The sequence below is a fragment of the Ruegeria sp. R13_0 genome (assembly GCF_017743995.1).
Taxonomy (GTDB): Bacteria; Pseudomonadota; Alphaproteobacteria; order Rhodobacterales; family Rhodobacteraceae; genus Ruegeria.
On the sequence record NZ_JAGHRB010000001.1, the window covers coordinates 290019 to 312234 of the forward strand.

The 22216-nt window shown below is 59.3% G+C and carries 25 protein-coding genes; 10 read left to right on the plus strand and 15 right to left on the minus strand.

The annotated features are described in order from the left end of the window. The first annotated feature begins 104 nt into the window (after window positions 1-104). Complete coding sequence (locus tag J7394_RS01420) at window positions 105-716, plus strand: thiamine diphosphokinase (protein ID WP_371811910.1); 612 nt, start codon at window positions 105-107, stop codon at window positions 714-716. Here J7394_RS01420 and J7394_RS01425 read toward each other — a convergent pair. Genes J7394_RS01425 through J7394_RS01440 form a run of 4 tightly spaced genes read right to left on the minus strand, consistent with a single transcriptional unit; the run spans window position 661 to window position 4135 of the window. Further along, on the minus strand, window positions 661-1575 hold the full coding sequence (locus J7394_RS01425; protein WP_209250428.1) for a DMT family transporter: 915 nt from the start codon (window positions 1573-1575) through the stop codon (window positions 661-663). The two genes, J7394_RS01420 and J7394_RS01425, sit on opposite strands and share 56 nt — an antisense overlap. Window positions 1576-1620: 45 nt before the next feature. After that, complete coding sequence (locus tag J7394_RS01430; protein ID WP_209250430.1) at window positions 1621-2037, minus strand: GFA family protein; 417 nt, start codon at window positions 2035-2037, stop codon at window positions 1621-1623. 21 nt (window positions 2038-2058) lie between these two features. Next, window positions 2059-3432: an L-serine ammonia-lyase gene (locus J7394_RS01435; RefSeq protein ID WP_209250432.1), complete on the minus strand. Its 1374-nt coding sequence runs from the start codon at window positions 3430-3432 to the stop codon at window positions 2059-2061. Window position 3433: 1 nt separating this feature from the next. After that, entirely contained in the window at window positions 3434-4135 is a 702-nt protein-coding gene (locus tag J7394_RS01440) for a glutathione S-transferase family protein (RefSeq protein WP_209250709.1), read from the minus strand. Window positions 4136-4304: 169 nt separating this feature from the next. Here J7394_RS01440 and rpiA point away from each other — a divergent pair, with 169 nt between their 5' ends. The 6 genes from rpiA (at window position 4305) to J7394_RS01470 (ending at window position 10487) form a co-directional block, all read left to right on the plus strand. Next, window positions 4305-5093, plus strand: a complete 789-nt coding sequence (gene rpiA / locus J7394_RS01445) for a ribose-5-phosphate isomerase RpiA (RefSeq protein WP_209250434.1) — start codon at window positions 4305-4307, stop codon at window positions 5091-5093. 123 nt (window positions 5094-5216) lie between these two features. Then, window positions 5217-6575, plus strand: coding sequence for a glutathione-disulfide reductase (gor, locus tag J7394_RS01450; RefSeq protein ID WP_209250436.1), 1359 nt, complete (start codon window positions 5217-5219; stop codon window positions 6573-6575). Window positions 6576-6647: 72 nt separating this feature from the next. Then, window positions 6648-7793 (plus strand): FtsH protease activity modulator HflK, encoded by a 1146-nt coding sequence (hflK, locus tag J7394_RS01455; protein WP_209250438.1) that lies wholly within the window; start codon window positions 6648-6650, stop codon window positions 7791-7793. Further along, window positions 7793-8671, plus strand: a complete 879-nt coding sequence (gene hflC, locus J7394_RS01460; protein WP_209250440.1) for a protease modulator HflC — start codon at window positions 7793-7795, stop codon at window positions 8669-8671. Before hflK ends, hflC begins: the two co-directional genes overlap by 1 nt. Then, window positions 8671-8865: a DUF2065 domain-containing protein gene (locus tag J7394_RS01465; RefSeq protein ID WP_170381551.1), complete on the plus strand. Its 195-nt coding sequence runs from the start codon at window positions 8671-8673 to the stop codon at window positions 8863-8865. Before hflC ends, J7394_RS01465 begins: the two co-directional genes overlap by 1 nt. A 185-nt stretch (window positions 8866-9050) precedes the next feature. Continuing rightward, the gene (locus J7394_RS01470) at window positions 9051-10487 is read left to right on the plus strand and encodes a Do family serine endopeptidase (RefSeq protein WP_247748008.1); all 1437 of its coding nucleotides are present in this window, start codon (window positions 9051-9053) and stop codon (window positions 10485-10487) included. 225 nt (window positions 10488-10712) lie between these two features. Here the strand turns inward: J7394_RS01470 and J7394_RS01475 are convergent, their stop codons facing one another. The 5 genes from J7394_RS01475 to J7394_RS01495 form a co-directional block, all read right to left on the minus strand. After that, window positions 10713-11381 carry a Crp/Fnr family transcriptional regulator gene (locus tag J7394_RS01475; protein WP_209250442.1) on the minus strand — a complete coding sequence of 223 codons (669 nt, stop codon included), beginning with the start codon at window positions 11379-11381 and terminating at the stop codon, window positions 10713-10715. A 121-nt stretch (window positions 11382-11502) separates the two neighbouring features. Further along, complete coding sequence (locus tag J7394_RS01480) at window positions 11503-12108, minus strand: inner membrane-spanning protein YciB (RefSeq protein WP_170376332.1); 606 nt, start codon at window positions 12106-12108, stop codon at window positions 11503-11505. Between the two features lie 16 nt (window positions 12109-12124). Then, on the minus strand, window positions 12125-13027 hold the full coding sequence (locus tag J7394_RS01485) for an EamA family transporter (protein ID WP_209250443.1): 903 nt from the start codon (window positions 13025-13027) through the stop codon (window positions 12125-12127). An 86-nt stretch (window positions 13028-13113) separates the two neighbouring features. Next, window positions 13114-14223, minus strand: a complete 1110-nt coding sequence (ftsY, locus tag J7394_RS01490; RefSeq protein WP_209250444.1) for a signal recognition particle-docking protein FtsY — start codon at window positions 14221-14223, stop codon at window positions 13114-13116. 59 nt (window positions 14224-14282) lie between these two features. Further along, a complete protein-coding gene (locus tag J7394_RS01495) occupies window positions 14283-14921 on the minus strand; it encodes a lysoplasmalogenase (RefSeq protein ID WP_209250446.1) in 639 nt (212 codons plus the stop codon). Window positions 14922-15050: 129 nt separating this feature from the next. Here J7394_RS01495 and J7394_RS01500 point away from each other — a divergent pair, with 129 nt between their 5' ends. Beyond that, window positions 15051-15446, plus strand: coding sequence for a hypothetical protein (locus J7394_RS01500; protein ID WP_247747989.1), 396 nt, complete (start codon window positions 15051-15053; stop codon window positions 15444-15446). A 3-nt stretch (window positions 15447-15449) separates the two neighbouring features. Here J7394_RS01500 and xseA read toward each other — a convergent pair whose 3' ends face one another. Further along, the gene (xseA, locus tag J7394_RS01505) at window positions 15450-16934 is read right to left on the minus strand and encodes an exodeoxyribonuclease VII large subunit (protein WP_209250448.1); all 1485 of its coding nucleotides are present in this window, start codon (window positions 16932-16934) and stop codon (window positions 15450-15452) included. A 76-nt stretch (window positions 16935-17010) separates the two neighbouring features. Between xseA and purD the strand changes: the two genes are divergently transcribed. Beyond that, window positions 17011-18273 (plus strand): phosphoribosylamine--glycine ligase, encoded by a 1263-nt coding sequence (gene purD / locus J7394_RS01510; protein ID WP_209250450.1) that lies wholly within the window; start codon window positions 17011-17013, stop codon window positions 18271-18273. An 80-nt stretch (window positions 18274-18353) separates the two neighbouring features. On the opposite strand, the gene J7394_RS01515 is transcribed toward purD, so the two are convergent. Both J7394_RS01515 and J7394_RS01520 read right to left on the minus strand, forming a co-directional pair. After that, window positions 18354-19121, minus strand: a complete 768-nt coding sequence (locus J7394_RS01515) for a VCBS repeat-containing protein (protein ID WP_209250452.1) — start codon at window positions 19119-19121, stop codon at window positions 18354-18356. After that, window positions 19121-19444, minus strand: coding sequence for a 2Fe-2S iron-sulfur cluster-binding protein (locus tag J7394_RS01520; protein ID WP_209250454.1), 324 nt, complete (start codon window positions 19442-19444; stop codon window positions 19121-19123). Before J7394_RS01520 ends, J7394_RS01515 begins: the two co-directional genes overlap by 1 nt. 127 nt (window positions 19445-19571) lie before the next feature. Between J7394_RS01520 and J7394_RS01525 the strand changes: the two genes are divergently transcribed. Beyond that, window positions 19572-19949 carry an OB-fold nucleic acid binding domain-containing protein gene (locus J7394_RS01525; RefSeq protein ID WP_209250455.1) on the plus strand — a complete coding sequence of 126 codons (378 nt, stop codon included), beginning with the start codon at window positions 19572-19574 and terminating at the stop codon, window positions 19947-19949. A gap of 17 nt (window positions 19950-19966) precedes the next feature. Here the strand turns inward: J7394_RS01525 and J7394_RS01530 are convergent, their stop codons facing one another. From J7394_RS01530 to J7394_RS01540, 3 genes are all read right to left on the minus strand, one after another. Then, window positions 19967-20359, minus strand: a complete 393-nt coding sequence (locus J7394_RS01530) for a hypothetical protein (protein WP_209250456.1) — start codon at window positions 20357-20359, stop codon at window positions 19967-19969. A gap of 184 nt (window positions 20360-20543) precedes the next feature. Continuing rightward, a complete protein-coding gene (locus J7394_RS01535) occupies window positions 20544-21233 on the minus strand; it encodes a glutathione S-transferase N-terminal domain-containing protein (RefSeq protein ID WP_209250457.1) in 690 nt (229 codons plus the stop codon). 23 nt (window positions 21234-21256) lie between these two features. Then, a complete protein-coding gene (locus J7394_RS01540; RefSeq protein ID WP_209250458.1) occupies window positions 21257-22192 on the minus strand; it encodes an alpha/beta hydrolase in 936 nt (311 codons plus the stop codon). Between the last annotated feature and the right edge of the window lie 24 nt (window positions 22193-22216).

Below are 22216 nucleotides of genomic sequence, written 5' to 3' on the forward strand. Positions count from 1 at the left end.
CGGGAAAAATGATCAATCTGAGGAAAAATGGGGCAATTGTACGTTCAAATGGCCCAATCGGGCTGTTTGGAGGGGGACAGATCGGTCCTGAAGACCTGAATTTGGTGCTGAATCGCGTCACTTTTGCGGTCGCGGCAGACGGCGGCGCCTCGGTTCTGGTTGATTCGGGACGGATTCCGGATGCCGTGATTGGTGATTTCGATTCGTTGTCCTCGGAAATCAGAGCTCGTATTCCCCAGGATCGCCTTTTTCCGATTGCGGAACAGGACAGCACGGATTTCGACAAGGCGCTGCGCAACGTGCAGGCCCCCTTGGTGTTGGGGGCAGGATTTCTGGGAGGGCGGCTAGACCATCAATTGGCGGTCTTGAACACTCTGGTCCGGTATCCGGACAAAGCTTGTATTCTGATCGGCGCGCATGAGGTTGTGTTCCATGTGCCGCCAAGCATCGTGTTGGATCTGACACCGGGCGCGGTTGTTTCTCTCTTTCCTCTGAAACAAGTCACCGGACGCAGCCGTGGGTTGGAGTGGCCGATCGAGGGACTTCAATTCGATCCAAGCGGGCAGGTGGGCACCTCGAACCGTGTCATTTCAAAGCTTGAGCTTCAGATGGACGGTCCGGGAATGTTGGTGATGGTACCGCGCAGCGCTCTGGATCAGGTTATGCAGGCGTTTCAGTCGGGGCAGAGCGCGCCGTGGCCCTCTCGCGCAGAATAACATAGAGGCCTGCTGCGATCGTGATCAAGATGCCGAGTGCGGCCAATCCGTTTGGTAGGTCGTGAAAGATCAGCCAGCCGATCAGGGTGGCGACGGGGATCTCAAGATACTGCATCGGTGCCAGCGTGGCCGAGGGCGCAAAACGCAGCGACCATGTCATAAACAGATGGGCAACGGTCCCCAGCACTCCGATCGACAGAAGCAGCCAGTGTTCGTTGCCCGAGGGGAGGGTGAATGACAGCTCCCAGATATTAGACCGCGTTCCCCAGATCAGAAGCGGCAGTAGCAGGATTGTGGCGAACACGCCCGAGACGGCCTGTAGCGACATCGGGTCGGTCTCTTTGGCGATCTGGCGCGTGACCAGCATGAACAAGGCAAAGACAACTGCGACGATCAGGGGCAAAAGCGCGGGCAGCCCGACTTCGGCAAAGCTGGGTTGAATGACCAGAAGGGTTCCGGCGAACCCGACGATACAGGCCGCAAGGCGGCGATGCCCGACCTCTTCGTTCAGTATATATTTCCCGAGCAGCAGCATGATGAAGGGCATCACGAAGGCGATGGCGACCGCGTCCGCAAGGGGCAGGAATTGCAATGCCGAGAACATCGCGGTGATGCCCGCGATGTGCAAAAGCGTGCGGATCAAAGTCAGTCGCAGAATACGACCCCGCATACGCCATGGCCTGCCGGTCATCGCGACCAGGGGCACAAGGATCGCCGCCTGAATAGCGAAACGCACGAAGACCAACAGCGCCAGCGGGGTTGTTTCCCCCAACAGCTTTGCCAGCGCATCCCCCATCGGGGCAAGTACGCAGAAACCAAGCATCAGTACGATGCCGAATACGGGACGATCCTGAGTCATGGGCGCGACGCTAGCGGTTTCCCAAGGCCGAGAAAAGCTCTGTTCTCAAGCCTTCGGAAGGGGTTGAACCTTGGTGTAGTCCGGGCCGATGCAGGTGGGCAAATCATCGCCCAGTTTCAGCCACTCCAACTTCTCTTCATGTGAGACATGAAGTGTTGGCTGCAAGGCTTCGGGGCTCTCTAGCGTCGCGACATAGAGGTGAAGAACGTCCGACATCTTGGTCGACCGAAATGAGATCGGCGTTCCGCAATGTGGGCAGAAGCTCCGTTCGACCCCAGGCGAAGAGTTGAAGCGCTTCGGTTCTTCTCCGGTCCAGCGCCACTGGCCGTCGCGCACCCCGAAATAGGTCGTCATCGGAGCGGCGCACTGGCGGCGGCAACTGTCGCAATGGCATGAGACGCAGGACAAGACCGGAGGACTAACTTCATACGCAACTTTGCCACACAAACAGTGTCCACGCATTTCGTCACCTCCTGTCTGACCTCAGCAGTTCGGGACGTTTACGGCCAAACCACCCAATGAGGTTTCTTTGTACTTCTCATGCATATCATGCCCGGTCTGACGCATTGTCTCGATCACAGCGTCCAGAGGTACAAAATGCTGCCCATCCCCGCGCAACGCAAGCGACGCGGCCGAAACGGCCTTGATCGCGCCAAGGCCGTTGCGCTCGATGCATGGCACTTGAACCAGCCCTGCAACCGGATCGCAGGTCATACCCAGATGATGCTCCAGCGCGATTTCGGCGGCGTTCTCGACCTGCTCGGGTGTGCCACCCATGACGGCGCACAGACCAGCCGCCGCCATCGCTGAGGCGCTGCCGACTTCGGCCTGACATCCAGCCTCAGCCCCAGAGATCGAGGCGTTGAATTTCACCAGCCCCCCAATGGCGGCTGCAGTCAGTAAGAAATCCTCGATATGGCTTTCGGACGCGCCGGGCACGTGGTCGAGGTAATAACGCAGCACCGCAGGCAGAACACCTGCCGCGCCGTTGGTTGGCGCGGTGACCACCTGACCTCCAGCCGCGTTTTCCTCATTCACGGCCATGGCGTAGACGCTCATCCAATCGTTGATGGTGTGCGGCGCGGTCAGGTTCATGCCGCGCTCGGCCATCAGCGCATCATAGATACTCTTGGCGCGACGTCGGACGCTGAGGCCGCCGGGCAGGATGCCATCGGTGGTCAATCCACGCTCGATACAGTCGTTCATGACCTGCCAAAGCCGGGCAGAGCCCTTGGCAAAGCTATCCGCGCAGCCACGTGCGATTTCGTTGGCACGTTTCATTTCAGCAATGGATTTGCCGCTGGACTTTGCCATCTCCAACATCTCGACGGCGGATTTGAAGGGGAAGGGCACCGGGGCGCCTTCGTCGGTGGCCTTGCCAGCGGCCAGTTCCTCTTCGGTCAGAACAAAGCCGCCGCCGATCGAGTAGAAGACCTGCCTCAGTATCACATCGCCCTGCGCGTCGGTTGCCATCAGGATCATACCGTTGGCGTGGCCGGGCAGGTTGTGGTCGTAGTCAAAGACCAGATCGGTTTTGGGGTTGAAGGCCAGCGTCGGCAGCCCCTCGGGCGTTACCGTGTGCGTCTCAGCAATTGCGGCCAGCGTGGCCTCGGCCTTGTCATTGTCATATGTGTCCGGCACGAAGCCGGCGAGGCCAAGAATGGTGGCGCGGTCGGTGGCATGACCCACCCCGGTAAAGGCCAGCGAACCGTGTAGCGAGCCGCGCAGCCCGGCAAATTCAAACGGCGATGCGCGCATCACGTCCAGAAAACGCGCGGCGGCCACCATGGGGCCCATGGTGTGGGATGAGGACGGGCCGATGCCCACTTTGAACATATCGAAGACAGAGAGGAACATGTCAGATAGCTGAGCCTTCAGGAGGGTTGGCATAGATGGGTGAGGTGAACGGCGTGGCCCCAAGACCTTCGGCGGCTATGGCCGTTCGCGTTGCGGGACGCATCTCTAGCTGTGTCAGGATGCGCTGAAGATAGGGCGTATCCGCCAGTTGGTACCAGCTGCGGTCAGCGTTGGATGGGTAGAGCGCCATCCACCGCATCATGCAGGCGATATAGTATGTCAGTACTGACGGCTGATCAGCGCTGAGCCATTCCGGTGCTTGCGCAGCGACCGCGTCCAGAATTTTCAGATGAGTGCGCAGCCTTGGGCGTATCCCGGCCCGCAGGGTCTCGGCCTGTTCGGGGGCGATGTATTTCTCGGCATAGAACAGGATGCGCAGATCGGCGTGGAGCGTGTTTGACGCGAAAAACAGCCATTTCAGAAAGGCGGCCCGGTCAAGGCTGGTCGAGGTGGGCGCAAGTTGCCCATGGCTGTCGGCCAGCCACAGCAGAATGGCTGCTGTCTCGAATATCGGCCCCTGAGGGGTTTCGAGAACCGGGATCAGCCCGTTCGGGTTCAACGCTCGGTAGGCTGTGCTGTCTTGCGCGTTCTGACGACGATCAACCAGCACCGTCTCATAGGGCTGGTTCATTTCGTCCAGCACCAGCCGGATCACCAGCGAGGCGTTATCAGGGGCATAGTGCAGGCGATAGGGCGTCATCATACGGACTAGATATACAGCAACCGAAACCGGAAAAGCCTTGTTTGCGACGTTTCCGATAGGAAACGCGCAATTGAGCGACATCTTTCACATACGGGCGACGTGAATTGGGTCTCGAAGTTGGGGGGAGCATTGCATATAAGTCTTGCAGAGCATTTGGGGAAGACTGCCAATGACCGCGGATTTGTCGCCAATCGACACAGCCAAATACGTTGCGGCCTACCGCGCGGCCGACATGGTCGAAAACGGAATGCGGGTGGGTCTGGGCACCGGTTCGACCGCCGCCTGGCTTGTTCGCCGTCTGGGCGAGCGTGTCCAGCAAGAAGGCCTGCGCATCAAGGGCGTACCAACCTCAACCCGAACCGCGCAACTGGCGCGTGAAGTCGGGATCGAGGTCGTGTCGCTGGATCAGGCCGGATGGTTGGACCTGACGATTGACGGCGCGGATGAGTTCGACGGTGATCTGAACCTCATCAAAGGCGGTGGCGGCGCGCATCTGCAGGAAAAAATCGTGGCAACGGCCAGCGATCAGATGGTGGTGATCGCCGATGCCGGGAAAGAGGTCGAAACGCTCGGCGCATTCCCGCTGCCGGTCGAGGTGATCCCATTTGGCTGGCAGACCACTCGAACGCTGATCGAAGAAGTTCTGGATACGATGGATGTGCTTGGCACCAATTCAGCCCTTCGCATGAATGGTGAGGCCCCATTTGTGACCGATGAGGGTAACCATATCCTCGACCTGCATCTGCAGCGGATCGGCAATGCCCGGCAGATGGCGCTGGTTTTGAACCAGGTGCCGGGTGTCGTCGAGAACGGGCTGTTCGTAGATATCTGCGACAAGGTCGTTGTGGGCTACGGCGATGGTCGGGTCGAGCTGCGCGATATCAATGCCGGAACCGTTGAGTTGGACCAGTTCCTTGGGGGCGCCAAGGACAACCTGTTTTCGGATTTTTCAGACTGAGTGGAAAGCGACATCCCGAAGACGTGGCAAAATATACCGAAATTTGCGCCTTTGGGGGTTGGCAGGGCGCTTTTCGCGCCCAGATATCCAAAGAATTTTGCAAGCTGAATGAAGGAACCCAGCATGAGCTTTGACTATGATCTCTTCGTAATCGGCGGAGGCTCGGGCGGGGTCCGCGCGGCGCGCGTAGCGGCGGGTGAAAACGGTGCCAAAGTGGCTCTGGCGGAAGAGGATCGGTACGGCGGCACTTGCGTTATCCGTGGCTGTGTTCCCAAGAAACTGATGGTTTTCGCCAGCGAATACTCAGGGATGGTCGGTGACGCGCGGGCTTATGGCTGGGACATTCAGCCCGGAGCGTTCAACTGGAACACCTTCCACGACAAGCTGGTGACGGAACTGGATCGGCTGGAAGGTATCTACCGCAACATCCTGAAAAACAACGGGGTTGAGAGCTTTGATCAGCGCGCCCATGTGGTCGATCCGCATACGGTTGAACTGGCCGACGGCACACGCAAAACCGCCAAGCATATCCTGATTGCGACGGGTGGCCGTCCGGTTGTGCCGGACTTCCCCGGCTCGGATCTGGCGATCACCTCGAATGAAATCTTCCACCTTGAGAAACTGCCCGAAAGCATCCTGATCGTCGGCGGCGGCTATATCGCCAGCGAATTTGCCGGGATCATGAACGGGCTGGGCGTCAAAACTACTCAGTTTTACCGCGGTGCGCAGATCCTGCGTGGCTTTGACGAAGAGGCGCGGGGCCTGATCTGTGAAGAGATGCGCCAGAACGGTATCGACGTGCGTCTGGGCACCAATGTGCTTGAGATGACGAAGGAGGGCGACAAGATCCGCGTCAAAGCCACCGACGGGACCGAGGATCATTTCGACGTGGTCATGTATGCCACCGGGCGCGCTCCGAACACGGACAATCTGGGGCTGGAGGACGTGGGCGTCGCACGTGGCCGCAAGGGAGAGATCGACGTGGATGAATATAGCCAAACCGGCGTGCCCTCGATCTACGCGATTGGTGATGTGACCGACCGCGTGAACCTGACCCCGGTTGCGATCCGCGAAGGCATGGCCTTTGTTGAGACCGTCTTCAAAGGCAACCCGACCCCTGTGGATCACGAACTGATCCCGACCGCGATTTTCACCCAGCCCGAATTCGGCACCGTCGGCCTCAGCGAAGAAGAAGCGGCGGCACAAGAGCCGGTGGAAATCTACGCGACCTCGTTCAAGCCGATGCAGAAATCCTTTGCCGGTGGCACTCAGAGGGTTCTGATGAAGCTGATCGTGTCTCAGGCGACGCGCAAGGTGTTGGGTTGTCACATCGTGGCGCCGGGCGCGGGTGAGATGATCCAGCTGGCAGGCATTGCCGTCAAAATGGGTGCGACCAAGGAAGATTTCGACCGCACGGTTGCAGTTCACCCGGTCATGGCCGAAGAACTGGTGACAATGCGGCAACCTGTACGCACGGCTTGATTTGCAACTGCGCGCAACCAAGTTACAAGGAACACCGTGATCACACGGTCAAACACAAGGGAATAGACACATATGGCGGGCAACAGCGGTGGCCCCTGGGGGGGCGGAGGCTCCTCTGGTGGTGGAGGAAATCGGGGCAATAACGGTGACGGGCGCAAGCCTCCCGAAGGGGAGAGCCCGCAGATCCCCGAAATCGATGAGCTGATGAAAAAAGGGCAAGAGCAGCTGCGCGTCCTCATGGGCGGTCGTGGCGGCGGTGGCCGTGGGAGCAACGGTTCAGGCGGTGGCGGCGGTGGTCCGATCTTTACCAAGGGCACCTTGGCGATTGGCGCATTGGTCGCAATCGGCCTCTGGGCTGCGGCCAGTTTTTACACCGTCAAGCCGGAAGAACAGTCAGTTGAACTGTTCCTTGGCGAATTCTCGGCTGTTGGAAATCCCGGTCTGAACTTTGCACCTTGGCCGTTCGTAACTGCTGAAGTCATCCCCGTTACACGGGAACAGAATGAAGACATGGGCGGCGCGCGTGGCAGCGATGACGGTCTGATGCTGACCGGTGACGAAAACGTTGTCGATATCGACTATCAGGTCGTTTGGAATATCAACGACCCCGCCAAGTTCCTCTTCAACCTGCGCGACCCGCGCCAAACGATCCGGGCAGTATCAGAGTCGGCGATGCGTGAGATTATCGCGCAAAGCGAACTTGCTCCGATCCTGAACAGAGATCGTGGTATCATTGCAGATCGTCTGCAGGAACTGATCCAGGCGACAATGGACAGCTACGATTCGGGCGTGAACATCGTCCGCGTGAACTTCGACAAGGCTGACCCGCCGCAGGACGTGATTGCCGCGTTCCGTGATGTTCAGGCCGCTGCGCAGGAACGGGATCGTCTGCAGAATGTGGCGGATGCCTATGCCAACCGTGTTCTCGCGGAAGCGCGTGGTGAAGCCGCTCAGGTTCTGGAAGAGGCCGAAGCCTACCGCGCCCAACAGATCAACAGCGCCCAAGGTGAGGCCAGCCGCTTCAGCGCGGTTCTGGAGGAATATTCCAAAGCGCCGGATGTAACCCGCAAGCGTCTGTATCTGGAGCGCATGGAGCAGGTTCTGGGTGACGTGGACAAGATCATCCTTGACGAAAACACCGGCGGCTCGGGGCAGGGCGTTGTGCCGTACCTGCCGTTGAACGAACTGCGTCGTACCCCTGCAGCGGAGAGCAACTGATGCGTAAAACGACATTTATCCTACCCGTCGTCTTCCTCGCGATTGTCGGTGTTCTGTCCTCGGTCTTCATCGTGGATGAGCGTGAACGCGCTCTGGTTCTGCAGTTTGGTCGCGTTGTTGCGGTCAAGGAAGAGCCCGGATTGGCGTTTAAAATCCCTCTGATTCAAGAGGTTGTGCGCTATGATGACCGCATCCTTTCGATCGACGTGCAACCGCTTGAGGTGACACCTCTTGATGACCGTCGTCTGGTGGTTGATGCCTTCGCGCGCTACCGGATTTCAGATCTGGAGCAGTTCCGTCAGGCCGTTGGTGTTGGCGGTATTCCGGTGGCCGAGGACCGTCTTGACCGTATCCTTCGCGCGGAAACCCGGGAAGTTTTGGGTTCGGTCTCCTCGCGGGATATCCTCAGCTCTGACCGTGCGGCCCTGATGCTGCGGATCCGCAACAGCGCAATTGCCGAGGCACGCGCGCTGGGCGTCAACGTCATCGACGTGCGTCTGAAAGCAACCGACCTGCCGCAAGCGAACCTTGAGGCGACCTTTGATCGGATGAAAGCCGAGCGGGAACGTGAAGCGACCGACGAACGCGCCCGTGGTAACGAAGCCGCGCAGCGTGTCCGCGCGCAGGCCGACCGGACCGTGGTTGAACTGGTTTCGGATGCCAACCGCGAGGCCGAGATCATCCGCGGTGAGGCTGACGCTGAACGCAACGCGATCTTCGCTGAAGCCTTTGGCAAAGACCCCGAGTTCTTTGAGTTCTACCGCTCACTGTCCGCCTACGAGCGGGCCTTGCAGGGCGGGAACAGCTCGATGGTCCTCAGCCCGGATTCGGAGTTCTTCAACTACCTGAAATCGCCCACCGGGCAGGCGACCCAGTAATGGGTATGATCCTTCTGGCCTTCGGGCTGGTGCTGATTGTCGAGGGGCTGGCCTACGCGCTGGCCCCTTCGCTTATTGAACGTATGTTAGAGGCGCTGCGCACGCTGCCAGAACAGGCGCGGCGTTTGGCAGGGCTGCTCTGCGTTGTCAGTGGTCTGGTGCTGCTTTGGGGCGCCTATCAGCTGGGGTTTTGACCCGCTGAACTCACTTGCCGGTGATTTCCCCGCGATCCTCAGTTGCGAGCGTGATCAAACCGACTACATTGGGTGTCAAGAAGGCCTGCCTTAGGGTGGTCTGTATGAATTTGACGACAAGGAGTTCCCAAGTGCAGGCACAAGCGCGCAGTATTTCCGTCCGGCGGGACGATGGTGTTGGTTTCATGCGACTGATGTGGCTGGCCTTCGGAGCGATGGTTCTGATCGCAGCGCAGACGGTCGCTGCTTATGCACGCGGGGAAAGCCTTGCGCCGCTGGCCGAACAGATCAGCCCGGCGGTGGTCAACATCACCACATCGACCCTGATCGAAGGCCAGACCGGACCGCAGGGGATCGTGCCCGAGGGCTCTCCGTTCGAAGATTTCTTCCGCGAGTTTCAGGATCGCAACGGCGATAATGGTGACCGCCCGCGCCGCAGTAATGCGCTGGGGTCGGGGTTCGTGATCTCGGAAGACGGCTTTATCGTCACAAATAACCACGTCATCGCCGAGGCTGATGAGATTCTGATTGAATTCTTCCCCGGTGACGGTCAGCCCGTGAAGGAACTGCCTGCCAAGGTCATCGGCACGGATGAGAAAACCGATATTGCTCTGCTGAAAGTGGAGGCTTCGGGGCCTCTGCAGTACGTTCAGTTCGGCGACAGCGACACGGCGCGAGTTGGCGACTGGGTGATTGCCATGGGCAACCCGCTGGGGCAGGGGTTCTCGGTGTCGGCGGGGATCGTCTCGGCCCGCAATCGCGCGCTGAGTGGGTCCTATGACGACTACATCCAGACCGATGCGGCGATCAACCGGGGCAACTCGGGTGGTCCGCTGTTCAACATGGACGGTCAGGTCATCGGCGTGAACACCGCGATTCTGTCGCCCAACGGCGGCTCGATCGGTATCGGTTTTTCGATGGCCTCCAATGTCGTGACCAAGGTCGTCGACCAACTGCGTGAGTTCGGCGAAACCCGCCGGGGTTGGCTGGGCGTACGGATTCAGGACGTAACTGAGGATATGGCCGAGGCGATGGGGCTGGATAAACCCGGCGGTGCGTTGATCAGCGACGTACCTGAGGGTCCTGCGAAAGAGGCCGGTCTGAAAGCAGGGGACGTGATCCTCAGCTTTGACGGGGTCGAGGTTGAAGATACCCGCGGTCTGGTCCGTCAGGTCGGTGAGACGACCGTTGGCAAATCGGTTCGTGTGGTCGTGCATCGCGACGGAGGTACACAGACCGTGTTGGTCACTCTGGGGCGCCGTGAGGATGCCGAGCGTGCGGATGCGGGTGAGGAAGATACTCCGGATGCGCCAACCGAAGAAAACGCTGACATTCTCGGCCTGACCATTTCACCGCTGACAGATACGCTGCGTGAAGATCTGGGCCTGGACGCAGAGGCGGACGGTCTGGTCGTGACCGAGGTTGACGAAGCCTCGGAGGCCTTTGCGAAAGGTCTGCGCGCAGGTGATCTGATCACCGAAGCCGGGCAGCAGAAGGTCGAATCCATCAGCGACCTTGAGGCGCGTATTGAAGAAGCTACCGAAGCCGGGCGCAAATCGCTGCTGCTGTTGGTACGCCGCGGCGGCGACCCGCGCTTTGTCGCGTTGAGCCTTGAAAACTAAGCTCATCACATAACTACCGAAAAGGGCCGGGGTTTTCTCCGGCCTTTTTTCATGTCCTATTAGGCCCAGCAGAAAGAAAATAAGCCATATGCCTTTTGGGCATATGGCTTAGGTACAGGGAGAGATCAGTGGACAGATATCGGGGATGATTACTGACCTCCTACGGTAACAGGTTTACCTTAGGGCACTGTCTTCTGAGTCGTCTGTGAACAAGATCACAAAGGGTCAGATCAAGTCTGATTCAGCCAAAGCGCGCAAAGCTTCGATGTCGTGGATCAGCAATCCGCCCCGCGATGCCTCGACCACATTGTCGCGTTTCCAGATCGAAATGGTTTTCGAGACGGCCTCACGCGTGGCCCCGACGAATTCGGCCAATTCACTTTGTGACAGGGTAATGCGTTCCGTGGGATCGTCCTGCAGAGACGACAGGTGCAACAGTTTGCGCGCCAGTCGAATCGGCATCGGCAGAAAGACCTGCTCGTTCAACTGGGAACTCATCGACCGCATCCGCAACCCGGCCAGACGGACCATATCAACTGCAAGATCGGGGTGCTGACGGATTTGCTCCATCACGTCCCTGCGACGCACGCGCAGAACCCGAGAAGGTTCAGCCGCCGCAACAGTGGCAGTGCGAGGGCCGCTGTCGAACAGGGCAATCTCACCGAAAACCTCGCCTGGGCGCATGAGCGTCAAAGCCAGCTTTCGGCCGCTCATCGCCAGGAAGGACACTTCGAGCGTCCCTTCGATGATGGCATAAAGCGCATCGCCTTCGTCATCCTGATCGAACAGGGTTTCGTTTTTATCCAAAGAGATTTCCGTCGCCAACGCCGAGAGCATCTCGCGCAGGCCTTCGGATGCATCGGACAGGAAGCCGCTATTTGGGAATACCGCCATTCGGGTACTGATCTCCGGAGTAGGATGGTGAGTGGTTACGCATTTATTCACAGCAAGGACAACAAGCCAAGCGGTTTCCCTGATTGAATATCAAAGTGATACCAATGGGGCTTTTTGTTACCTATTGGCGATCAGGGTCCTCCAGATAGCTTTGCAGACGGTGGAACTGGTACATCAGGAAGGCCATCAGCGCGATGGGAAAGGCGAAGGTTTCGATCTTGACCCAAAGATCGGTGGACATGGTGCGCCAGACGATCTCATTGGCGATGGCCAGAACGGCAAAGCAGGCACAGAGGCGACGGGTCAGGATCATCCAGCCTTCGTGCTTCATCGGCAGCATCTCGTCCAGAACGTAGGCGAGGTAGGACTTGCCCTGCAGCAACCCGATCCCAAGGATGACCGAGAAGAACCCGTAGACCAGCGTGGTCTTCATTTTGAAGAACCGCTCATCGTTGAACCAGGCGGTCAGGCCTCCGAAGAAGATCACCATGAAGGCGGTAAATATCTGCATCCGGCTGAGCTTGCCTGTCAGGAACCACAAGATGCCCATTGCCGCCAGCATCAGCGGGACAAAGAGGATGGTTGCGATGATGAAGCCTGAATACTCTATACCGCCGATCAGAAAGCTATCATCACGCAGTCGCAGGTAGATGAAGAAGAAGGCCAGCGGGGGGCCCAGCTCTAGCACCTGTTTCAGAAACGGATTGATCTCTTTTTTGCCTGTCATCGTGGTGTCCTGCTGTTCATCCGCCCATTTCAACGATTACAGCGCCCAATGCAATCAGTGCCATCAGGGCGATGCGTCTTGGGCCAACGGTTTCTTTCAAAACCAGCCACCCGATCAAGGCTGCAAATACAGTTGATGTTTCCCGCAGTACAGCCGCTTCTCCGACTTTGTCTAATCGGGTGGCTAGCATGATGGCCCCGAATGAAAGCGGCGCGATCAAGCCGCCTGCGAGCCCGCGCAGCATCAGCGGACCGGGGGAGGGGCGGTTGATCATGGCGCGCCATCTGAGGAACCCGTAGATCGGCATGGCGAATCCGTCGATCATGAAGAACCAGGCCAGAAAGGTGAACGGATCGACGGTGGCGCGGATGCCATAGGCGTCATAGGTCGTGTAGAGCGCTACGAAGAGACCGGTGGCAATCGCCAGGGCAAGAGCGATGCCTAGAGTCTCACGATTGGTTTCCAGAAACCGGAAATTATAGGCAGCCAGCCCGAAGATGCCGGCCAGAAGGACGGCCACACCGAACCATTGCGTGCCTGTGAAGGTTTCTCCGAACAGAAGGTAGGCTCCGATCACAGTGAAAAGTGGGCCGGTACCGCGAACGACCGGGTAGACCACCGTGTAGGAGCCTTTGGTATAGGCCAAGGCCTGAAGGATCTTGTAGGTGATGTGGATCAGCCAGACGATGCCGAAAATGGGCCACATATAGGGTTCGGGCCATGGCACGACGAATAGGGCAAAGGGGATGGCCATCAGGCAATAGCAGGCGTCGATGGCCCCACGAGACAGCCACGGATCGTGGCGGCCCTTTTGCAGTGCTCCAAAGACCGCGTGCAGGAAGGCGGCCATCAACGCCAGGCCAAGGGCGAGATTGTGGCCCGCTTCGGTGCCTTCGAGTGAGATCAGCCAGTCGCTCAATTGTCAGAACTTGTCTCGTGTGGTGAGGCTGGGGGCTGTCTGCCCCCAGACCCCCGAAGATATTTTCAGCCAGATGAAGAGGCGGATCAGTTTTGGTCGAGGCCGGTCAGGGCCGCTGCGAATTCTTCGGGGTCGAATGGGGCCAGGTCGTCTATTTGCTCTCCGACGCCGATGGCGTGGATCGGCAGGCCGAACTTGTCGGCCAGCGCGACGAGCACGCCGCCTTTTGCTGTGCCGTCCAGTTTGGTCATCACAAGGCCCGACACATCGGCGAGTTTGCGGAAGGTTTCCACCTGGCTGAGGGCGTTCTGGCCCGTGGTCGCATCCAGCACAAGCAGCGTGTTGTGCGGCGCGGTTTCATCGACCTTGCGGATAACGCGGACGATCTTGGCCAGTTCCTCCATCAGGTCGGCGCGGTTTTGCAGGCGGCCTGCGGTGTCGATCATCAGTAGGTCTGCGCCGTCCTGTTGCGCTTTGGTCAGGGCGTCAAAGGCAAGGCTGGCGGGGTCCGAGCCTTCGGGCGCGGTCAGAACCGGGACGCCAGCGCGGTCACCCCAGACCTGAAGTTGCTCCACGGCGGCGGCGCGAAAGGTATCTCCGGCGGCGATCACGACCTTCTTGCCCGCGGATTTGAACTGGCTGGCCAGTTTGCCGATGGTCGTGGTCTTGCCAGAGCCGTTGACGCCAACCACCAGCACCACTTGCGGGCGTTTGGGGTAGATCGGCAGGGGGAGGGCCACCGGCTCCATCACGCGGGCCACTTCCTGCGCCAGCAGTTGCTTGATCTCTCGGGACGAGAGTTTGCGGCCAAAGCGCCCCTCGGCCATGTTCGAAGTGACGCGCAGGGCCGTGTCGACGCCCATGTCCGAGGCGATCAGCAGCTCTTCGAGCTGTTCCAGCATATCGTCATCCAGGGTCCGGCGGATTTCGGCCTTGGCTTCCGTGCGGCTGAACAGGCGACCCAGCAATCCGCTGGATGCGGGCTGATTTTCTTGCGCAGTCTCGGGTTGAGGAGCAGGTTCCTGCGGTTGCGGTTGCGGTTGCGGCTGCGGTTGCGGGGCGGGTTCGGGCGTCTGCGCCACCGGCTCTGGTGCGGTGGTTTCTTCACCTCCGTCTTCGACAATGGCGTCCAGCCCTTCCTCAAGACGGGACGAGGATTTGAACAGCTTGTCCTTCAGCTTTGAAAAAAACGCCATTTTCGGTCTCCGCAGGTGTTCCCCTCCACCTAATGTGGATTTACCGGAGTTGCAAAGGGTCAGGTGAAAGCGATCAGCAGTCCAGCCTGCGCAGCCCAATAAAGCGGCCAGACCAGATAGGGCGTCAGCTTCAACGCCGGGTGGTCTTGGGGCAGTAGAAACTTCTCGGTCGCCAGCACGAGATCCGAGGCGATGAAGGCCAGTGCCGCCGGTAAAGCCCAACGCAGCATTCCGGTCTCGGGCAAAGACAGAACTGCGACTCCCATGCCGAGGATGATCGGGATGTAGAGCAGAACCGGTAGTCTTAGCTCTCCAGCGCGCGGGGTGAGCAAAGTGGCGGCAACGATCCCCAGAATGAGGAGTGACCAGAAGTATCCCGGACGTTCCAGAATGAGGTCAAAGTTGCTGCTGGGATGCGTCAGGAATAGTGCGATGTAAGCGATATGGCCCGTTGCAAACGCGCCGATACCCGCCATGAAGGTGGTGTCGGACTCTCGCGACAGCAGAGCATCCCCAACCGCGCAGAGGCCCAAGGCGACAACCAGTAAAGTCGCGCCTCCGCTGAGGAAGGCGATGAGGGCCAAGAAAGCAACCGACGCGGTTTTCAGAACGGTGCGGAGCACGCTTGCCGGGCGCGGGGATAGCGGCAAATAGGCCAAGGCGCACGCGGCGGCGAGCCAGAATAGCAGGTTTGTCACATCAGTTCCCTCTGTCTTGTTCGAGACCACTGTTCTTTGCGGAGGCACGCGGTACAATAATGACGTGGGGGCAGGCGAATACCGGCGTGGTGATTGGCCATGCCCGCCCGCATCTGACACTATGGCCTCATGTTGAGGCATCTTGTGATTCTATTGGCGCTGTCGGCGCAGACGGCGGGCGCGCAAACGGCGCTGTCTGGGGCCGAGTTCGATGAGTATACGCGGGGCAAAACCCTGTTTTATGGCTTTGAAGGGCAGGTTTACGGAGTCGAGCGGTATCTGCCTAACCGCCGCGTGATCTGGTCGTTTTTGGACGGACAGTGCAAAGAAGGCGTCTGGTATCAGCGCGAGGATCAGATCTGTTTCGTCTACGAGGACCGGTTGGACCCGCAATGCTGGGTATTCACTCGCTCGGGCGGTGGGCTGATCGCGCAGTTCGAAGGCGACCCGCAGGCGACCGAACTCTATGAGGCGGAAGACCTCGGGGAAGAGATGGTGTGTCTGGGGCCTGAAGTCGGGGTTTAACCTCTAGAACAGCGATCCCTGATCCGGCGCGTCGGGTTTGGGTTTTTTCGCGGCAGGGCGGCCAGATGGACCGGTCGTCAGGCGACCGTCCGAGAATTCGATCTCAAGCACCGCGTGTTTGCCGGCCTGCGCCTTGGTCGTCACGACGTCACCCTCGGCGCGGACAACCGCATAGCCCCGCGCCAGCGTTGCCTTGTAGCTGAGCGTTTCACGCAAGCGGTCGGTTGAGCTCAGTTGCTGGCGCAGGCGCTCCAGTCGGACGGTTTGGGCCGCGTCCAGCCGCTCAGCCAGTCGGGCGGTAGACTGGCGTTGTTGCTCAATCTCGCGCTGGATCGGGCGGAGGGAGAGGCGCGAAGACAGGTTACGTAGATGTTCCTGACGGGAGGAGACGACGCCTCGCAAAGTCGACGGGCGCAGATGCGCCGACATCTCGACCAGTTGCAGGCGGCGGTTTTGCACCCCACGATTTAGCGCGGGTGTCAGGCGTTCTGCAATTAGATCAAGGCGTTGCCGTGGAGAGTTCAACAAGCTGTCCGGGCGTGGCAACGCACGTGCCACGTCACGCAGTCGCTGCGCACGGCGCTGAACCGCATCACTGGCGGCCCGCGATAGGCGCGCACCCTGTTCGTTAGTCCATGCCATCAACTCCATCCGCACGGGGACAGCCAATTCCGCAGCGGCCGTTGGCGTCGGCGCGCGGCGGTCGGAGACAAAGTCGATCAGCGTCGTGTCCGTCTCGTGCCCTACGGCTGAGATCAGCGGGATTTCTGATGCAGCCGCCGCGCGGGCTACGTTTTCCTCATTGAACCCCCACAGATCTTCGATTGAGCCGCCGCCGCGCGCAACGATGATCAGATCGGGGCGCGGCAGCGCACCACCGGGCGTCAGCGCGTTGAAGCCTTCTATGGCGCGGGTCACCTCGGGGGCGCAGTTTGCACCCTGTACGGCAACGGGCCAGATCAGAACCTTGCGGGGGAACCGGTCGCGCAGACGATGCAGAATATCGCGGATCACCGCCCCGGACGGAGAGGTCACGACACCGATGATCTGGGGCAGGTAGGGCAGCGGTTTCTTGCGCTCAGGCGCGAACAGCCCTTCGGCCTCTAGCTGTTTCTTGCGCTTTTCGAGCAGCGCCATCAGCGCGCCTTGGCCCGCGACTGCAACCTCATCGACATTCATGTTGTATTTGGATTGCGCGCCGAATGCGGTCAGGCGGCCGGTGACGACGACTTCCAACCCTTCTTCGGGCACAACGGACAGGCCGGAAATCTGACCCTTCCACGTGGTGCAGGCCAGAACGTTCCGGTCGTCCTTGATGTCGTAATACAAATGACCCGAGCGCGCCTTGAACACACGCCCTACCTCTCCGCGTACACGGATTCGCCCGAACGAGCCCTCTAGCGTGCGCTTCACCTCGCCAGAAATCTCGGAAACCGAGTATTCAGGGGTGTTTTGACCGGGAATTGGGTCGTCAAGCAGGTCGGACATTTCAGCGCCTTGTGTCAAATGCCTTGCCAGCATAGAACGCCGCGCAGGCGAGGCCAAGCAGATCGGAGACGACCCAATGAACATTCTTATTCTCGGCAGCGGTGGGCGTGAACACAGCCTCGCCTGGGCGGTGATGCAGAACCCCAAATGCGACCGTCTGATCGTTGCGCCGGGCAATGCCGGGATCGCCCAGATCGCCGAATGCGCTTCGCTGGATATCGAGAATGGCGGTGCGGTGGTCAATTTCGCCGAGGCCAACGCGATTGATTTCGTGATCGTCGGCCCCGAGGCCCCTCTGGCCGCTGGCGTGGCCGACCGGCTACGTGAAGCCGGTGTGCTGGTGTTTGGCCCCTCTGCCGAAGCGGCCCGGTTGGAAGCCTCGAAGAGCTTCACCAAAGAGGTGTGCGATGCCTCGGGCGCGTCTACTGCCGCCTATGCACGGTTCACCAAAGCCGCGCCCGCCAAGGCTTACATCCAAGAGCAGGGCGCTCCGATCGTGGTCAAGGCTGATGGTCTGGCGGCGGGCAAGGGCGTGATTGTGGCGATGGATGAGCAGACCGCTCTGGACGCAATTGACGACATGTTTGGCGGGGCGTTCGGCGGGGCTGGTGCCGAGGTTGTCATCGAAGAGTTTATGGATGGCGAAGAGGCCTCGCTGTTTGTGCTGTGCGATGGAGAGAACATCCTTTCCATCGGCACCGCGCAGGATCACAAGCGTGTGGGCGAGGGGGATACGGGTCTGAACACCGGTGGGATGGGGGCTTACTCCCCGGCTCCGGTTCTGAGCGCCGAGATTGAGGCGCGCGCGATGGATGAAATCATCCGCCCAACCATGGCCGAGATGAAGCGCCGGGGCGCGCCGTTCCAAGGGGTTCTGTATGCCGGTTTGATGATCAAGGACGGGCAGCCGCGTTTGGTGGAATACAACGTCCGGTTCGGTGATCCCGAATGTCAGGTTTTGATGATGCGTCTTGGGGCGCAAGCGATGGATCTGATGCATGCCGCAGCCGAAGGACGCTTGGACGAGACGCGGGTGAACTGGGCCGATGATCATGCGATGACCGTTGTTATGGCAGCCAACGGGTATCCGGGTGATTATGAGAAAGGCTCGGTTATCAAAGGTTTGGATAACCTTCCTGAAGACAGCAGCAACATGGTTTTTCACGCCGGGACAAAGGCAGTTGAAGGTCAGATTCAAGCGGTTGGCGGACGTGTTCTGAACGTCACCGCCCGAGGCGCGACTTTGCAAGAAGCGCGGGATCGGGTCTATGAAATGGTTGACGGAGTGGATTGGCCCGAGGGCTTTTATCGCCGCGATATTGGGTGGCGGGCGCTTTGACTTTGACGTGGGTCAGGGGGCTTTGCCCCCTCGGCCTGCGGCCTCATCCCCAGGATATTTTTAGCCAGATGAAGAGCGGATCAGCACTCTAAGGCTTGGTTCAGGCTTTGGCGGCCTGTGAAGGGGCCGAGGTCTGACGTGGTCCATCCACCGTTGTAGGCGACGCTTATGATGCGTGACCAGTCGGCGCTGGCTGTGATCAGTTCTGGCGTCTTGCCGCAGTCACGCAGGCCACCAGAGATATAGTCTTCGCCGATGCGATGGTTGGTCAGACCCGGCAGAGAGGCGATCTCGGCCAACGCGCCCTCTTTGTAGCGCCAGATGCGCAGGGTTTTGGCGAGGTGAGGGCGGTCGATATAAGCGATCTCGGTATAGCCATCGCCATCCAGATCAGCGGCTCCTATCGGGGCGAGCCAGCGGAAGCGCGTTCCGATATGCGGGGTGGCAGCGATCTTTGTGCCGCTTGCGTCGTAGATTGCAAGTTGTGCGCCAAGTTGCGCGTGAGATTCGATCACGATCACTTCGGGCTTTCCGTCCGAGTCCATGTCCACCAGTCGAGGGGAAAGGTCTTCGAAAACCCGATCTTGGGGCAGGCGTATCGTCCGCAACGTTTGCGCACTGTCTGAACCGCGCGTTTCGACCCGGAGTTCCAAGGCGCCGTATTCCAAGTCGTCCCCCAATACGCCATGGGCGTAGCGTGTTGTGGGTTCGGTAAATCGGGCTTCGATGATTTCTTCTGATGCTGCGGCAGAGCTTGCGCCCGCCAGCCAAAGGCACAACATCAGTGTCGCGCCGCGTGCCCGATGGTGCCAACGGCAGACGGGGGGACGCGGCGCTTTGGAGGGCATCAGATCTGTTTTTCCGGCATTTGCACGACCAGACCGTCCAGTGCGTCCGTGACCTTGATCTGGCAGGTCAGACGCGAGCGGGCCGGATCGGGCTCATAGGCAAAGTCCAGCATGTCCTCTTCCATGTCGTCCTTGTCGGGGATTTTCTCGACCCAGTCGGGGTGAATGTAGACGTGGCAGGTCGAGCAGGCGCAGGCGCCGCCGCAATCGGCCTCAATGCCGGGAATATTGTTGTCTCGGGCACCTTCCATAACGGTCAGCCCATTGGCGACGTCGACTGTATGTTCGGTACCGCTATGCTCGACATAGGTGATCTTTGCCATGGCTTGCGTCTTCCTTTTGCGATGTTCGAATTCTTCCTTAATCAAGGCATTTAGGTCTTTCTAGCCTCATTTGCGACTCTGTGCGCCGCGTCTGGACTTTCTGAGCAGTTGTTCTATCTTTGTTCTCATGCTTGTTGCTGCGACTTGTCCTGATGTTTCAAACCGAACCTGGCCCCGACCGCCGGCCTGTTTGCCTGCCAACCGGTTGGATCAGCCGCCCGAAGGCGCGCGGGTGGCGGTGGCGGGTCTGGTGATCCTGCGACAACGGCCCGGAACCGCCAAAGGCGTAATCTTTCTGACGCTTGAGGATGAGACGGGGATCGTGAACATCGTGGTCTGGCGCAAGATCTACGAGCAATTCCGCCGCGCGGTGATATCGGGGCGGTTGCTGAGGGTCACGGGCCGAATGCAGAAGGCCGATACCGTGATCCATGTAATTGCGGAAGAGATCGAGGATATCTCGGGAATGCTGGATGTTCTGGTGCGGGGAGAGGGCGAGCAGTGACACCCTCTAGGGTTGCTTCAAGAAGAGGTCGGCAAGCCGTTACACTGTGCGGCCGCACGAGCTCGTGTCTCAATCAGCTGTTTAAGTAGATCCGAATTTCGCCGCAGACGTTGCGCCTCGGCATCGCGGTTGATTGGGATCGGAACTTCGGTCGTTTTCTTTCGTTCCTTTGTGCAGGCATATAAAACACCGTTTTTTACACATCTGTCCACGTATGTTTCAGTGAAGGAGTGCTTCTTTATACTATAACCTCTGCTGAGGTTGGCGTGCGCCGCCTTAATCTCTTTTTGGGCGCTTGCTATCTGACCGTTATAGGCAAACCTCACTTGCTGAATGCAGGATTCATATGGGGAAACGGTACATGCAGACACAATTAAACCCGCCCCAAGGACGATGAATTTCCAACTCATCCAAAATCTCCAGAGAAATGTATTTAAGCGGCGTTGCTGCCAGCAAGAATCGATTATACCTTAAGTTGAGCGGAGAAAAGGTGCAGTGGCAAAAAAATATATAAAATAATAGATTGCCGGACGCTCGTCTGCAATCCAGCGGCGGCTTTAGCGAAATACCTTCCAGGTGGGAATGCGCATTACCTCACCGCTTGAACAGAACACTCTGCGCTTGCTTGCTGCTGTGATCCCCGCGCAGTTCTGCATACAAGGCGCGTCCGGCTTGCACGCCCGGGCGGGCACTCACAGCCTCTAGCCAGCGGGCGAAGTGAGGCTTGTCGTCCAGAACCTGCTGCTGACCCTCCCAAAGGCTCGCCCAGCCCCAGATAGACATATCGGCGATCGAGTAAAAATCACCCGCGACATACTCGTTCTCGGCCAGACGCCGATCCAGCACGCCGTAAAGCCGGGCGACTTCGGCTCGGTAGCGGTCTTTGGCATAGGGCAGGTCCTGAGGAGGCTCCAGGTTAGGGGCATATTTCAGGAAGTGATGCGCCTGACCCGCCATCGGGCCAACGCCGCCCATCTGCCACATCAGCCACTCTTCTACCGCAACCCTGTCCCGTTCGGTCGCGCCGTAAAACCGGCCGGTTTTACGGGCCAGATACATCAGGATCGCGCCACTTTCGAACACCGTGATAGGCGAACCATCAGGCCCGTCCGGATCGACTATGGCAGGCATGCGGTTATTGGGTGAGATCTTCAGAAACTCCGGATCGAACTGGTCGCCCTTGCCGATATTGATCAGATGGGTGGTGTAGGGCAGCTCCATCTCTTCCAGGGCGATGGAGGCTTTCCAACCGTTCGGGGTGGGCCAGAAATACAGGTCGATCATGATGTCTCCTCAAGCTGGGGGGATCATGAAGCTTTCTGAGCAAACGGCAAGAGGCCCTGTGGGCGGGGTAGGGCAAAAAACCGTGACCAGCGCCTGTGCGGTTTTTCGGGGATACCGCGTTTGAGCCTTTGCAGGCAGAGGCGCTCGGGGTCGCGCAGCAAGGCGTTGTAGACGCGCAGCACGCCGGGACGCGTGTAGCTGGACCAATGGCAGATACGCCGGTCGGGCGCAGCGAGAGGGAAGATCAGCGCCGACAGGTGATCCACCGTGTCTGGGCAATCGATCTGCAATGTGACCGAGTTTGGTGCCGTCAGGCCCGCGCCAATGCTGAGATCACCACGACGGGGTGGCTGGATGAATGTTTCATAAAGAAAGTCGAATAGATCGTTCTCGCGGCTGATGATGTTGATGAATTCAGCCGCGCGCCCGGCAGGTGTGGTCAGGGCCGCCACGGCGCGGGATTGATAGGCAGCCCCGGTGAGGGAAATGATCCGGCTGAGCGCGCCGGGTGGAATGTGATGCAGAGCCTCCAGCGCCAGTTCGATACCCATGGAATGGCCGATGAAATGGATCGGACGCTTGGGGTTCAAATGATGTACTTTGCGGACGACTTCGGCCAGTACCTTGCCCGCTTCAACGGCACGACGTTGCGCTGACCAGAGCGGGCCCCGCGCGTCCCAGCCAATGGCAATGGCAAGACCTTCGTCCTCAAACCCGCTACCAAAGCCCAGATGTTGTGGCCAGCTGGGGCTGTACCAGGGCATCGCCTTGGGATGCAGCGACAGAATATGCCGGTGTGGGCAGGCACCTGCATCGTCGGGCCGATACTTGTATCCGTGGGTCATTATAATGACTGGCCCGTCGGATTTCTGGGCCTCTTGCACAGCCTCGATCAAGGGTCGGGAACTACCATGCAACTCAGCACGTCCGTTGACAGCATTGATCCTGATTACTGGCATAGCTCTGCCCCATACAAGATGTTG